The sequence below is a fragment of the Paenibacillus sp. J31P190 genome (assembly GCF_059692075.1).
Genome location: NZ_JCAUAS010000021.1, coordinates 18,446 through 33,284, shown reverse-complemented (window position 1 = coordinate 33,284; position 14,839 = coordinate 18,446). Strand labels below are relative to the sequence as shown.

Annotated in this window: 13 protein-coding genes; 2 read left to right on the top strand and 11 right to left on the bottom strand. The window is 50.5% G+C overall.

Features of this window, described 5'->3' with window-relative positions:
• The first annotated feature begins 15 nt into the window (after positions 1-15).
• Positions 16-216, top strand: a complete 201-nt coding sequence (locus tag AC58U0_RS28130; protein WP_497382159.1) for a hypothetical protein — start codon at positions 16-18, stop codon at positions 214-216.
• A 243-nt stretch (positions 217-459) separates the two neighbouring features.
• Positions 460-897: a hypothetical protein gene (locus AC58U0_RS28125; protein ID WP_497382158.1), complete on the top strand. Its 438-nt coding sequence runs from the start codon at positions 460-462 to the stop codon at positions 895-897.
• A 100-nt stretch (positions 898-997) separates the two neighbouring features.
• On the opposite strand, the gene AC58U0_RS28120 is transcribed toward AC58U0_RS28125, so the two are convergent.
• From AC58U0_RS28120 to AC58U0_RS28070, 11 genes are all read right to left on the bottom strand, one after another.
• Positions 998-1,975 carry an aromatic ring-hydroxylating dioxygenase subunit alpha gene (locus AC58U0_RS28120; RefSeq protein WP_497382157.1) on the bottom strand — a complete coding sequence of 326 codons (978 nt, stop codon included), beginning with the start codon at positions 1,973-1,975 and terminating at the stop codon, positions 998-1,000.
• A gap of 21 nt (positions 1,976-1,996) precedes the next feature.
• Entirely contained in the window at positions 1,997-3,142 is a 1,146-nt protein-coding gene (locus tag AC58U0_RS28115) for a BMP family ABC transporter substrate-binding protein (RefSeq protein WP_497382156.1), read from the bottom strand.
• A gap of 7 nt (positions 3,143-3,149) precedes the next feature.
• The gene (locus AC58U0_RS28110) at positions 3,150-3,635 is read right to left on the bottom strand and encodes a (2Fe-2S)-binding protein (protein ID WP_057301944.1); all 486 of its coding nucleotides are present in this window, start codon (positions 3,633-3,635) and stop codon (positions 3,150-3,152) included.
• Entirely contained in the window at positions 3,628-6,066 is a 2,439-nt protein-coding gene (locus AC58U0_RS28105) for a molybdopterin cofactor-binding domain-containing protein (protein WP_497382155.1), read from the bottom strand. The genes AC58U0_RS28110 and AC58U0_RS28105 overlap by 8 nt, the downstream gene beginning before the upstream one ends.
• Positions 6,050-6,970: an FAD binding domain-containing protein gene (locus AC58U0_RS28100; protein ID WP_497382154.1), complete on the bottom strand. Its 921-nt coding sequence runs from the start codon at positions 6,968-6,970 to the stop codon at positions 6,050-6,052. The genes AC58U0_RS28105 and AC58U0_RS28100 overlap by 17 nt, the downstream gene beginning before the upstream one ends.
• A gap of 668 nt (positions 6,971-7,638) precedes the next feature.
• Positions 7,639-8,283 (bottom strand): nucleotidyltransferase family protein, encoded by a 645-nt coding sequence (locus tag AC58U0_RS28095; RefSeq protein ID WP_497382153.1) that lies wholly within the window; start codon positions 8,281-8,283, stop codon positions 7,639-7,641.
• Between the two features lie 5 nt (positions 8,284-8,288).
• Complete coding sequence (locus tag AC58U0_RS28090; RefSeq protein ID WP_497382152.1) at positions 8,289-9,278, bottom strand: XdhC family protein; 990 nt, start codon at positions 9,276-9,278, stop codon at positions 8,289-8,291.
• Between the two features lie 34 nt (positions 9,279-9,312).
• Positions 9,313-10,908 carry a gamma-glutamyltransferase gene (gene ggt, locus AC58U0_RS28085; RefSeq protein WP_497382151.1) on the bottom strand — a complete coding sequence of 532 codons (1,596 nt, stop codon included), beginning with the start codon at positions 10,906-10,908 and terminating at the stop codon, positions 9,313-9,315.
• Positions 10,902-12,146, bottom strand: coding sequence for a pyridoxal-phosphate-dependent aminotransferase family protein (locus AC58U0_RS28080; RefSeq protein WP_497382150.1), 1,245 nt, complete (start codon positions 12,144-12,146; stop codon positions 10,902-10,904). The genes ggt and AC58U0_RS28080 overlap by 7 nt, the downstream gene beginning before the upstream one ends.
• Complete coding sequence (locus tag AC58U0_RS28075) at positions 12,133-13,413, bottom strand: Zn-dependent hydrolase (RefSeq protein WP_497382241.1); 1,281 nt, start codon at positions 13,411-13,413, stop codon at positions 12,133-12,135. The genes AC58U0_RS28080 and AC58U0_RS28075 overlap by 14 nt, the downstream gene beginning before the upstream one ends.
• Positions 13,410-14,816 (bottom strand): allantoinase, encoded by a 1,407-nt coding sequence (locus AC58U0_RS28070; protein ID WP_497382149.1) that lies wholly within the window; start codon positions 14,814-14,816, stop codon positions 13,410-13,412. The genes AC58U0_RS28075 and AC58U0_RS28070 overlap by 4 nt, the downstream gene beginning before the upstream one ends.
• Positions 14,817-14,839 lie beyond the last annotated feature (23 nt).

Sequence of the window (14,839 nt, the reverse complement as noted above, 5' to 3'; positions counted from 1 at the left end):
GAAAGGAGTGACTATATGCCTATCATCCAATTAACCCCGCAATTACATGATGCTGTTCACAAGTTGACACGCGTCAATTCAAGCGAAGATGCAAGCCCTTTCTTAAATGAGCTATCTTTATCTAAAAAAGAGTCAGTAGCAGTGTTTAAAACCTTTTATTCTACTGTAGATACTAGAAAAAAAGGACCATCTGAACCAAGAAGTAAATGGGATTGATGCCTAGTATTATTTTACCAAATAAAAAAAGGATTGTATAATTAGCCCCGGCTAATTATGCAATCCTTTTTTTCGCTTTCATGTAATGGTTTTTGCATTTTTTGCACGAGTATGAAAAATACTCAGAAATCAGTGAAATGATTTATGTGATGCCCTTCATACAAGTTAACTTTATGATAATAAGTATATATATGGAAAACACACTTGGTTCTTTGTATGGATGAGAAGAAAGGAGTTCAAGGTATGAAAGATAAACTAATGAACCGATGGAGTACCTATGAGCCCTTCTATATCGAACTAGCTGACAAAAAGATCGTCGATATTGTCATCACCCATCATGCCCATAGTCGATGGATCACTCGTGTGGAAGATGAAGAAACGAGTCTTGAGGATATATGTAAGTATTTATGGGATAAGCTTAAGAGCGGCAAAATAGCGCCCTACTACCGCAAAGAAGAAGAAGTATACGTTATCGATGATGATTTACTAATGGTCGTGCAATTTACTGAGGTAGAGAACCAAACCGATCTGATCGGCAAACCCTTACATAGAATGATTGTCATCACCTTCCTTGGATTTATGTCTAAAACCATGGAATTGCGTGACTTACGCTCCTATTATTCTTGGCTGCGCCATTCCAGGAGAATGACGCTAATGAAGAATAGCAGGAAAAAAAGATAACGAGAAAACATATGGAATCACTTCATAAAGAACGCTGCGGCGCATGGAAGAAAAACCATTTCGGTTATTCTCTCATGCGCCGCAGTGCTCAATTCAACCCCTAAGCCGTCCCGAAGGTGACGCCCAGTTCCCGAAGCCGCTTGCGGTACGCGATGCTCAAGCGATCTGTATTCAGATGCAGCTCCGCTTGAAGATCGAGCGGCAGCAGCTCAGGCTTCTGGTTTTCGACCATTTCACGATCCTGCTCGATGAGCAGATCCTGGAACTGAACGAAAACCTCGTCAGGTTCCTCATAAGCATAGTTCCTCTGCTTCAACATGAACGCTTTGCTCGTCTGCTCCGTTTCCGGCAGCACCATCAAGAACAACCGGAAGATATGATCCGTATCGCGATCTCTTTTGGTAAAAGCGACACAGAGCGGACCGAACACTTCGTAAACGTATCGGCTATGTACGCCGCGCCCCGTTCCATCCGGGTCGGGTTGATAGACGACGATTTCCTCTGAAGTAAGGACACCGTCCTCCTCGGAAACCTGATAATCCCCAATTTCAGCAAATTCACTATCACCCAGCAGACCCTCATGTACAAACATCAAGTGGGATACGTCGAGGAAGTTCTCTATAATACGAGGTCCTGCAGCTTGCAGAGTGTAAGGTCCCATGATGACTTCTTTGAAGCCGTCAGGGATATACGCACTTACTTTTGGCAGAGAATCAACCGGTGCACCTAAGCTCACCCAGATAAAACCATGTGCCTCTACACATGCGTAGACGAACGCTTTCGCCTTGGAGGGGATCGCTCGATCAGCAGGCAGAGACGGAATTCGCGTACAAGTACCGCAGCCGTTATAGGACCAACCGTGGTAAGCACAGACAAGCTCATCCCCCTTCACTTTGCCCAGCGATAGTGGTACTCCCCGATGAATACATAAGTCCTTGAAGGCGTGGACGCCTTGCGAAGTGCGGAATACAGCCACTTTTTCACCTAACACGATGACAGGTATAGGCTTATTTAACAGTTCTGACGACAACAACACCGGATGCCACTCGTCAATCAAAGCAATATCTTGTATCGTCATCGCCCTTACGTCCTCTCATACTTATTTAGGAATGACACCTTTAATGCCCTTAACAAACCAGGTTGTGCCCAAAATCTCTTCGTCTGTCATCTTTTTACCCTGTTCAAAACGCGTCTTGCCATCTTGATCCACGATAGGTCCTTGGAATACGTCGAAGGTACCATTCAAGATATCCTGCTTCTTCTTCTCGACAAGAGCTTTAACATCGGCTGGCACATTTTTACCCAGTGGAGCTATATCTGTAATGCCTTCTTTCATGCTTCCGAAATATGCGCTGGATTTCCAAGTCCCGTCCATGACACTTTTAACCGTCTGCACATAATAAGGTCCCCAATTCCATTTCGGGTTAGAAATGTACGTCTCAGGCGCAAATCGGCCCATATCCGAATCGTTTCCAATCCCCCACACCTTGCGTTCCGCTGCCGCTTGAATACTTGCAGGCGAATCTTGGTACGCAGCCAAAACGTCAACGCCTTTATCCAGCAAAGAAATCGCAGCTTGCTTCTCCGTCGCTGGATCGAACCAAGTATTACTCCAAACCACAGACACATCAATGTCCGGATTAACGCTTTGCGCACCGAGTGTAAAAGCATTAATGGTATAAATAACTTCTGGAATTGGGAATGCACCGACATAACCTAAGTGATTGTTCTTGGTCATTTTACCAGCCGCCATACCTACGAGATAAGCACTTTGGTATTCGCGCCCCATGTAAGTCCCTAGGTTAGGCAGTGTTTTATAGCCAGTTGCGTGTAGGAATGTGACCTTCGGGTGCTTTTGAGCTACATTGTACATCGGGTCCATATAACCAAAGGACGTTCCGAAAATAATATCGTTTTTCTGTGCTAACTCTTCAAAAACATGCTCCGCATCAGGACCTTCAGGAATATTTTCAACCGTTGTCGCTTTGATGCCGAGCTCTTTTTCCAACATTAAACGGCCTTGATCATGCTCAAAGGTCCAGCCTCCATCACCGGGAACACCGATATAGACAAAGGCGACTCTAGGCAGTTTTTTCTCGGTCTGTGGCGTTGCATTGGCAGCTTGGGTTGAAGCAGGGGATGCATTAGGTGCGGTCGTGGTGCTAGTCGTAGTTGATTGTCCAGAGCAAGCGGTTAGGAGCATAAGTAAAATAGCTGTTAAGGAAAACATCCCTTTTTTTGTCATAATGGTTCTACCCCTCTCTTTTTATCGACAAACCACATCTTTCTACCGCTCTGAAAATGCCTTCATAGCCCGTGCACCGGCATATATTGCCGCACAGTGCCTCTTCGGCCTCCGCCCTAGTCGGGGTAGGATTCTTTTCCCATAAAGCCGTAAGCGTAACGACCATACCAGCGGTACAATAACCGCACTGCAGCCCTCCTTCCTCTAACATAGCTTGCTGAACAGGATGCAGCTCTTCCCCTGCCGATATCCCTTCAATGGTCGTTACTTCCTTACCCGCCGCTTGATAAGCCATGAGCAGACAAGAATTAACGGGTTTACCATCAAGCAGTACCATGCAGGCTCCACATCGCCCTATCTCACAAGAAACTTTGGTTCCTGTTAAAAGCAAGTCATCGCGCAGGATATCCGACATCCGTTTGGAAGCAGGGACCGGTACCGCAACAGCCTTACCGTTAATGGAACATTCAAGCACATAAGTTGTATTAATCAATGGCCTCCACCCCTTCTAACCAGTCGATGGACTGCACGATGTTCTCCGGTGAAATCGGAAGTCGATTTACCCAAATCCCCGTTGCTTGCCGGACCGCTGCGGTTATGGCCGGGGCCAAACCGACGGAGCCGATTTCACCAACCCCGCGCGGGCCAAATGTATCCCCCTCGGGCAAATCTTCGATCGCTTCTACCCGAATGGTATGAGGGCTATCCTTGAAGGTTGGAACCAAGTACGTGTCCAAATTATGCCGGACATAATTGCTGTCCTTCATGACGGCATCCTCGGTTAACGTATATCCCAGCGCCATGACGCTGCCGCCCTCGATCTGTCCGAGGTACCCCATCGGATTAATGACAGGACCTGCTGCAATAACGTGATCGGTTTGCAGCACCTTCACTCGCCCCGTCAGCATGTTCACTTCCACTTCCACGATGACGGAGGCGTAGGAGTATAAATAATGAGCGCCGACCAGCCCTTCCGGCGTCGTCGGGTAGTCGAACTCCGTATGCGCGATGATCGGCTGGGCCGCTGCCTCAGCAGCCTCCGCCAACTCCGCATACGTCACAACCGGCTTACCCGATTCATCGCCCTTGCGATGAATCCCGCCTGCGCCGGTTGCCAGCTCTTCGGCTGCGAGGCCGGCGAGCGCAGACGCCTGCTGAAGCAGCGCCTGCACGAACGGCGGCTTCAGCCGCTGCAGTGCGCGCCACATCATCGTGGTGGCGCGCGAAGCGGTGCTGGATCCGCTGCTCGGCACGCGATCCGTATCGCCGATGACGATGCGGATGTCTTCGGCGGCGCAGCCGAAAAAGTCTTGCAGCATCAACGTCAGCGCTGCATAAAGTCCTTGCCCGAACTCCTCGAAGCCGAAGGAGGCTTGGATCTTGCCCTCCGGCGTAAGCTCGATGCGTCCGCCGGAGTGATCCGGGATGCCCAGGCCGAGCCCGGCGCCGTGCATCACCATCGCTGCGCCGACGCCTCGGCGGATCCACGGGGCTTGATCTTCGCCCTTGTGATCTTCGCTCTCGTCGTCCCGCTCCGCCCCCTGCAGCCTCTCCGCTTGATCCTGCTGCTTTTCGCCTTCGCCCCGCTTTACCGCTTCATCTTGCTTGCTCTCGCCCGCGCCCCGCTTTACCGCTCCATCGCCTTCCCGCTTCAGCTTCCCGCGCTTCGCCCAGAGCGGCGACTCCTTCACCTTGCTCCACACTTGGCTCGCGCCTTCGGTCTGCACTATCTGCTGTCCCATCGGCCCCGGGTCGCCCGGAGCGCGCAAGTTCAGCTTGCGCAGCTCCCAGGAGTCCATACCGAGCTTCTCGGCTAACCGCTCGATTTGGCTTTCAACGGCAAAAATCACCTGATTGCCGCCAAAGCCCCGAAACTCACCGGAAACACCGTTATTCGTATAGACACTCGTTCCCTGAACATCTACATTCGGAATGTTATAAGGTCCTATCGCATGTTCTGTAGCAAAATTCAATACCTCACAACCCAAGGTTGCATAGGCGCCTGTATCCGCAAGAATGCTGACTTGATGCGCGACGAGACGTCCCTCTTGATCCGCGCCGGTCTTCATCCTAATCCGCATCGGATGCCGTTTGATGCCTGATATGACCGATTCACGCCGCGAATTGTGCATTTTGATTGGAGATCCCGTCTTCAATGCCATCAGGGCACCGAAGGGCTGCACATTGAGCTCATCCTTACCGCCAAACGATCCGCCAATCGGACTGGATACGACCCGAATCTGCTCCTCAGTCATCCCTAGAATCCTTGACAGCTGCATCCGATCCTTGTAACCATGCTGCGTCGGCGAGTAAACTGTCAATCGACCATCATCCTCTGGGATAAATAAGCCGCCCTCTGTTTCCATGTAAGTGTGCATTTGACGAGGCGTAAAGTATGTCTCCTCAACAATATGTGCACACCCCTCGAACGCCGTTTCTGCCTCCCCATGCTTCAAGCTAGTTCGGTGAAGCAGATTGCCATCGGGATGCAGCCTAATCGCACCCGCGTCTAGCGCCGTTTCTGGATCATCTACAACGGGTAATGGCTCATAATCAACTTCAATTAAGCTAAGCGCATATTCAGCGATCTCTTCCGTATCCGCAGCTACTGCCGCCAAAGCGTCCCCCATGTAACGAACACGTTCATGACAGAACACAGGCTGATGCGGGAAGGCAATGCCGAATAAATTCATCCCAGGCACATCCTCTGCCGTTACCACGACGCGCACACCGGGAATCATTATCGCCTTGCTTGTATCGACGGAAAGAATCCATGCATGTGGGTAACGGCTGCGAAGTACCTTCCCATGCAGCATGCCGGGTGCTGTTAAATCCGTGAGATATCGGAGCTTTCCGGTTACCTTTTCCTCACCGTCAGGTCGGATAATCCACTTATTTGCATACGTATCACGACCTAGGAGCATCCGCTCCGCCCCCTTTTTGCCACGCTTTATAACATTCAGAAACGATGAGATTGGCCGCTGTCTGCTTGCGATAGGTTACACCGGCATAATCATCAGCCACAGCATCAAATTCCGCGAACAGGCCCTTATGCAGATACTTCAGAAGCTCCTTGGATAAAGGCTGGCCAATGGCAGCGGCCTCCAAATCCTTAAACCTTGCGGGAACAGCGCTTCCTCCACCCGCAGCTAATGCAATGCTTGTGAGTGTTCCATCCGTTCCGAGCGCTAGTCTCCCAGCTACTGTTACAACCGATGGGGTGAACGCTTCTCTGCGTCCCACCTTTAGATAAAACGCGTGGCTGTTTCCCTCTTCCACATTAATCTGAGCTGCCGTTGGCACCACGATCCCTGTCATTACCTCATTCTGGGTCGTAATTGGACTTTCCAGCCAATCCGTCAACGCCAATGAACGTTCATTCTGCCCATCCGAGCAAATGATTTGGGCGTCCATCACAAGCAATACAGGAATCAGGTCCCCCGTTCGTGACATTACGTTGCCTCCAATAGAAGCTAAATTCCGGACAGAAGGCGCTGCGATCTCCGAGCAGGCTTGCACTAGGAGCCCGCATCTTTGCCTAACCAGCTCATTTTTCATCAAATCTGCTAAACAAAGAGCTGGCCCTATATGAATGTGTCCAAGAGAATCAACCGTTAATCCCGATAGCGATGAGATATTACCGAGGCTAATCAGATGCTGCGGGAGCGGTGAGTGACCGTTTTCCCAGCGAGTACGCAGCCAGGTTCCCCCAGCTATGAGTACCGAGTCATCTCCCCATTTGCGCTTCAAACGCATGGCTTCCTCTACACTCGTAGGCTGCCATACGGAAGGCTGCTGCTCTGGCAGCTGATACAAAGGAACTGACATCAACAACCCTCCTTAAATCACAATAGATTCGATTGGTTCGTTATTATCTTGCTTCAAGCCACTTCTAATGGATAATCTCAATAGAAGTTGTAATCATTTAAGGACCATCGATTCATTCTTCCAATTTTGCTCTACATGAAGGTGTCTTAAATCGTATCAATCGTCATATATGCTCAATTGATGTTGCTAGATCAATGAACCCATTTTCGCGAGAGGTTGCTGGATGAGTGAATCCCTATTCTCGGTTGAATGATGTTGTAGAAAGTACAACAATTGCTGCCTAAATCTCGCCTATCTCCCTTCGTTGTTGCATCATGTACAACAATTTGGTCCTATTCAGACCATTTCGTAACAAATGGACTCAAAATGTTGTACGAACTGCAACTTCAAGTTGCAAACTAGCCTTTGGGCGTACTATTTGTTGTAGAAAATACAACATTGGTAACCACGATAGCCCATCTACCCTCACGAAAGCTGAATGACTCTACAATCCAATTTTGGAGTTTTGAATACCAGTTGTCTCCGTTTTTCAAAAGCCATCCGCATATAAATTAGATATACTATAAACAATATCCGAAAACCGCGTCAACTAACTTAACACTACTTTGTGTTTTTGTATAAAAAAATAGCGCATTATTAGTAATAATGCACTCAAACTCTCTTTTATGTTATTTAAGTTCACATAAATTGGTGCGAAAATATTTTTTCGCCTGTTCATAGCGATCTACTGTGTCAACATCCATAAATTTCAACTGGTTTTTCTCTTCCACAATTTGACCGCGGTACACAGGTAAGCGTAACAAGGATCGAGCCCCCGCATCCCCTTCCAAAGCAGCCGCCGCTGGCCACATTCCTCGCCCCAAAATAACAGGAGGCTTCGGCATCCCCTTATCCCCGCTGGCGATGTAATCGCAGCCCGCTTCCTTATTAAACGCATTCGTTAGGCGAAATAGCATCTGACTATCTACGAAAGGCTGATCCGCCAACAAGACTAAAATGCCATCAGCACTCATCTCTTCCGCCACCCGGATCCCCGTGCGCAGCGAGTGCGCCATCCCGCATTCAGCGTCTGCACATATCTCAATCCGGCATCTGCCCAATAATATCTGCATGTGAGCTTCTTCCGGTAACCAATCCAAGGAATCCCCAACACGCACGACAACAACCACACTATGCAGTTCAGAATGAAGAGCTTGAAGCAGAGCAACACCACCAAGCCGTACGCCTTCAGCCATTTCTAACGACTGCTTCGCTGTCCCCATCCGTCTGCTGCTGCCTGCAGCCAAGTACACACCGACGATTTTCTTCTTCACAATGCTCACCAAGGGCGGCAGCTTTGGATATCTCGCCCCATGGCTACAGAGGAGGTCCACTCTCCAGTCGTGTTAACACCACGCTTCATACGTATCAATTCAGCTACTATGCTGACTGCATTTTCGACAGGGCCTTCTGAGCCAATGTTTAAACCAACGGGATAGTGCAGCCAATCCGGCTGCTCTAGTCCTTCAAGCATCTTCTCCGTTCGATCCCTTGAACCCATGATACCGAGGTAGCGCAGGGTTGACTCCATAGCTCCACGTACAAATGCTGCATCCTTCTCAAACTGGTGACTCATCACGATAACATAATCCTGCGCATTCAGCTTTAATTGTTCCACTAATTGCTCTGGAAAAGCTACGACCGTCTCCGATTCCGGAAAACGCTCCACATTGCAGAAAGCTTCCCGCCAGTCCGCTACCACCACGCGAAACCCAACACTTGCCGCCATTTGGGCAAGCGGAATTGCATCTGTATTCGCCCCAAACACAATCACCCTCGGCTTCGGCGTAAACAACGAGACGTATACAGCGTGCCGGTCTGAAGGCACACCCTCATCGGGATGACACAGCGTATACGTTATATTCGAATACCCATCCGAGTATGTGCGAAGCAGCTGCACGGCCTCCCCGCGATCCAAGCTGGCTTTCACCACCAGCAGATTGACAAGCAGCTCCCCGGAAACAGGCTCCAGCAGGATACGAATCAACCCTCCGCAGCCAATCGTTTCACCCCAGCCGAAATCGTCTGCCGGTCTCATGTCGTATTCCACCATTTGCGGTTTTTGCGACTCCCATACAGCAGAGACGTATGCGGACAGATCCGCCTCCAAACAGCCGGGAGAAATACTGCCTAGCGAGCTTTCATCCGCCATCAGCAGCATAACCGCCCCTTGCTTGCGATAAGCATGACCTTCCACATGAATAACTGTCGCTAATACACGCGCCTGAGCATTACTCTCCACCGCTTGCAAAATGTCATAAGCCTCCATCACTCATCGCACCTCGCTTTATGGATTTATCGTCCTACCAGCCGATCGCTAAACCGTCGCCGCGAGGATCCGCAGCACCGCTCATGAAACCTTTCTCATCAATCACAATGCCCTGCGCTTGCCCCATAATCCCATCCCAAGGGTTCACAGGTTCAACACGGTGTCCCCACCTTTTCAAACGCGCATAAACATCGCCATCCAGACGGTGCTCGAGCTTCAGCGCATCGCCATCTTCCCCCCACGTACGGCCGTATACCCAACGCGGCAGCGATATGGCTTCTTGAATGGACAAACCATAATCCAACACGCCTGTCAGGATGGACAGCTGTGTTTGCGGCTGACCTTCTCCGCCCTGTGTACCGAAAAGCATGTAAGGTTTCCCCGCTTTGCTCACCATGGCAGGCATTAACGTATGAAATGACCTTTTGTTCGGCTCTAGAACGTTCGCGCATGCGGGATCCAGCGAGAAATAAGAACCTCGATTTTGCATAATAATGCCCGTATCTCCTGGCACATAAGCAGCACCGAAGTCGAAATACAAGCTTTGTATAAACGAGACCGAGTTCCCTTCATCATCAACAACGGCCGCATAAGCCGTATCCTGCCCGATCGCTGGTGATAGGTGTTCACTCACCTTGAGAGGTTCCGCTTGAATCTCATTCCAGCGCTCCACCGCATAGGATTTAGAAAGCAAACGCTCCAGCGGAATTTCCCGAAAACGGGGATCCGTCAAGTAAAGATCACGGTCTTTGAACGCTTTTTTGATCACTTCTGACATCATATGATAAAAATTCGCGGACGCCCGCGGAACCGCACTAACCTCTATATTTTCCAGCATATTCATCATCATTAGCGCTGTGAATCCTTGTGAATTCGGCGGCATTTGATAAATCTCATAGCCACGGTATGTTGTTGAAAGCAGTTCCACCCATTCTCCCGAATAAGTACGGAAATCTTCTTCCAGCAGCAATCCACCATCTCGCTGAATGTGATCAACAACCTTTTGCATGAAGGAACCCTTATAAAAGGCCTCTCTACCTTCACGTTGAACGATACGTAACGTTTGGGCCATGTCTTTCTGAACAAGACGATCCCCTTCCTTCAAAAGCTCGCCGTTCGCCATATACAAGGCACTCAGCTGCTCAGAAGCCCGAATGAAAGCCTCATCCTTACGCATCCAAAAAAGCAAATTGCGCGAGATAGGAAAACCGTTTTCCGCATAAGCAATAGCTGGGTCGAGCAGCTTCTCCCACGGCAGCTTCCCGTACTTCTCCCATACTTGCCACCAGGCATCGACCATGCCCGGAACAGTTATCGCACTTAGAATTCCTCTTTGCGGAATCGTATTTAACCCTTTATCTTTGTAAAAATCAGGCGTCGCCAGCGCAGCTGACTTCCCGCTTCCATTAAATCCCGTAAAAGTACCCGTCGCTGCATCATGCATGAGGAAAAAGGCATCCCCGCCAAGCCCCGTCATGTGCGGGTAGACGACTCCTAGTGCCGCACTGATCGCAATCGCGCTATCAAATGCATTGCCTCCCTGCTGCAAAATGGCACTCCCCACACTGCTAGCCAAATAATGAGGCGTAGCAATCATAGCACGCTCGGCTCGCGGCATGATATTTAACATGGCAGCTCCTCCTCTTTACGAGCATATAACGTTAACGCGGCTTGCAATGCCTTGCCGACTGTAATATCGGCGCCGTGCCATAGGAGAACTGCTTCCAGTGCACCAAGCACGTGGAGAACGTTTTTTTGATTACAGCTGAAGCCCATCGTGCCGATTCGCCAAATTTGACCCTTCAGCGGTCCGAAAGAACTGGCGATTTCAATCCCGAAACTATTTAACAGCATCGACCTCACAGATTCACCAGCGATTCCATCTGGAATACGGATGCAGGTCACAACCGTCAGCTTACAGTCCGGATTCCCGTATAGCGATAAGCCCATTGCTTGAAGGCCTGCAACTAATGCAGCCTCATGGTACTGATGACGACGATATCGATTTTCTAGGCCTTCCTGCAGGACAAGACGCAAGCCCTCGCGCAAAGCGTACAGCATCGAGGTTGCCTCCGTATGATGATTGAGCCGTTTCGGGCTCCAATAGTCCTGAAGCTGGCCCAGGTCGAAATAGTTGCTCGCGACTGGCTTGCCAGCTGACACCGCCGAACCTTTCTCACGGAGTCCTCGTTCTATGGTTTTACGTCGCATAACCTTGGCTTCAACTCGCTCATTATACGTAATTGGCGACATGCCGGATGGGACGGATAAACACTTTTGCGTTCCGCCAATAACAGCATCCAGCTGCCATTCGTCTGTTTGTACCGGGACTCCACCAATCGTAGCGACGGCATCCACAACAAGCAGGGCATCCACTTCACGGCAGGCTGCTCCGATGCCATCAAACGGTTGGATACAACCCGTGGATGTTTCTCCGTGGACGATCGCAACGATACTCGGCTTTTCCCGATGTATAGCTGCGATGATTTCCTCAGGGTCGAACACCGTGCCCCATTCTCTCTCCAGCAGGACAACCTCTGCACCGCAGCGCTCCGAGATTTCCACAAGCAGATTGCCAAAGCGCCCATAAATAGGAACAAGTACCTTGTCCCCCGGTTCAATTACACTTACCAAAACTGCCTCAATCCCTGAACGTGAGGTGCCATCTATTGGATAAGCCCATTGATTTTTTGTTTGAAAGACATCACGAAGCATTTCCATCGTCTCATTCATCAGTTCAGTGAATTCAGGATCGAATTGTCCCAGAATCGGATAAGACATTGCCCGCAGTACCCGCGGGTCAACCTCAACGGGTCCTGGCGTCATTATCGTTCGCAGCGAGGGCGACAAGTCTTTATAAGATTTCATCTACTTTCCCCCCATAGCCATATTGGTATAGCACATGCACCAGTGCTTGGAATCCAGCGACCAGTTCAGCCGGTTCCGTAAACTCATCAGGACTGTGGCTAATGCCAGCGCGACTTGGAACGAAGATCATCGCTGTCGGACATATCGGCCCGAACAACTGAGCATCATGTCCTGCCCCGCTAGGCAGCCGCGTACTCCGGAGCCCATAGGTATCACAGGCAGCTTCAATTTCTGCCGAAATCCCTTCATGCATAGCCACAGGCGAAGCATGTAAATTTTCAAGCGTATCTATTTGAAGATCTCTTCGCTTCGCGATTACTTCAAACTCAGCTAGCAATCTTGCACGAAAAGCATCCATCTTCCACTCGTCAGTATGCCGAATATCCAGCGTAAATTCAACTTCCCCCGGTACCACATTCGATGTTCCCCGCTTTACTTCCAAACGACCAACGGTAGCTACAAGCGGTTCCCCCTCTTCCAGCGCCATCCGCTCTGTCAGAGCCACCATTTCCGCTGCTCCTGCAAGAGCATCCTTTCGCATCGTCATCGGAGTCGTCCCGGCATGATTCGAGGTGCCCGTTACAACTACCGTCAACCTTACTTGACCTACAATCGCTGTAACAACGCCAATTTGCTTCTGCTTATACTCCAGGACAGAACCTTGCTCGATATGAATCTCAATATACACTCCTATATCTTCGCGCTTCGCTGGGTGTTCACTTACACTCACAGTGTCGAATCCAGCTTGCTGCATTGCCTCAAGCAGAGTCACACCCTCAAGATCAGCAATTCCCGAGACTCCAGTCAGCGACCTCACACCGGTCACATGCCCAGAGCCCCAATAAGCCAACGGGAAGCGACTTCCCTCTTCCTCACAGAATGAAACCACTTCAAGTGTTCGTTTTGGAGTTCCATAAGCAGCCTTCAAATAGCCAAGCGCCATCATAGAGGCCACTATGCCGTATGCCCCATCGTATTTACCGCCGTTTTTTACCGTGTCTACATGAGAACCTGTGAGAACCGACTTCAAAGCAAGGTTACTCCCTTGCAGTTTTCCAAATGCATTACCAACGGCATCGAAGCCAGCTTCTAACCCCAGCTGCTGCATTTCCCCAATAAGAGCCTGCTGCGCCTGCAGCCATGGCTGCGTATATAACAAACGGGTGACTCCCCCCTCTGGGTCAGCGCCATACGAGGAAAGCCATTCCAGTGCTTCGAGCATCTGTTCGGCGTATTGTGACAGCAAATCCAGCGAGTTCGGTGTCATTTTAGCCACCGTTCTTCACCTCCGATCACTGCTGCGTGGCGCAACCAAATCCCATCTCGGTCCGCTTTCTCCGCTACCCCTTCACCAAGCTCATACACCTTTGTACCACGTAAAAAGGTTGCTTTCACCCGACATCCGAACGCTTTCCCTACATAAGGACTATGTTTATGGCGGTAAAGCAGATCACTATCCTGAAGTGAATAGCTCAGCTTCATGTCTACTAAAGCAAAATCAGCATCCGCACCTAAAGCGATTTCACCTTTGCGGGGATGCAGCCCAAACCGCTTGGCCGGCTCAAGGGATAGCATCCGCGATAACATTGGCAACGGCACCTCTCTGCGTAGGTAGCCTTCGTCCAGCATAAGCTCCAGCGAGCTTTGCGCGCCGGATATCCCGCCCCACGCCTCGAAGAAATCCCCTTGCTTCATATGAGTAGGGCAAGGCGAGTGATCCGAGGCGAGGATGTCCAACTGCCCATCTGCCAGCGCCGCCCACAGCTGAGCTTGATCTTCCGATGTGCGCAGCGGAGGCGCACATTTGGCAACTGGACCTAGCCGCTCCAAATCAGCGCTAGTTAGAACTAAATAATGCGGACACGTTTCCACCGTGACGTCCAGCCCTTTGGCCTTCGCCTCCGTGATGGCTTGCACAGCTTCCGCGCTGCTAATATGCACGAAGTGCAGTTTGCAGCCCGTCTCCTCGGCGTAGAACAGTGCGCGATTCACCGCTTCCAGCTCCGCTGCAATCGGTCTCGTCGCGACGAAGTCCAGCGCTCCGCGTCTGCCTTCCGCGAGTGTCTGCGCGGCCAGCTTGGATACGATCTCCTCGCTTTCAGCATGAAGCGCGAGCACTAGCCCCAAGCGGGCAATTTCTTTCATCCCTTCGTAAAGGGTCAGGTCGTCCACCTCAGCGAAAATATCTTCCCCTTCTCCGCCAGGACAGGACATGAACGCCTTAAATCCAATGACGCCAGCTTCCGCAAGCTCTTGTAGATTGCCCACATTGCCTGGAACAAGACCACCCCAAAGCGCATAATCGACCAAGGAATGTCCTTCAGCTGCTGCCAGCTTCCGCTCAAGCGCACTTAGCCGAACCGTAGGAGGCACGCCATTCAGCGGCATGTCGATATAAGTCGTGCATCCGCCAGCCGCAAGCGCCACTGATCCGGTAGCAAACCCTTCCCAGTGACCAAGTGCTGGTTCATTGAAATGAACATGCGCATCAACCATCCCCGGCATAATGTGCAAATGTTCCGCCTCATAGACAGGTGTATCCTCCGAGTACGCGAGGTTTTCGCCTAGAGCAGCAATTTTGCCACCTTGAATACCGATGTCTAACTGGCGTACTTCCTCTCTCAGGACTACGGTACCTTTTCGAATTACGAGGTCAAATTGGTTAGTCATACGAATCCCTCCCTCGGAGTCTT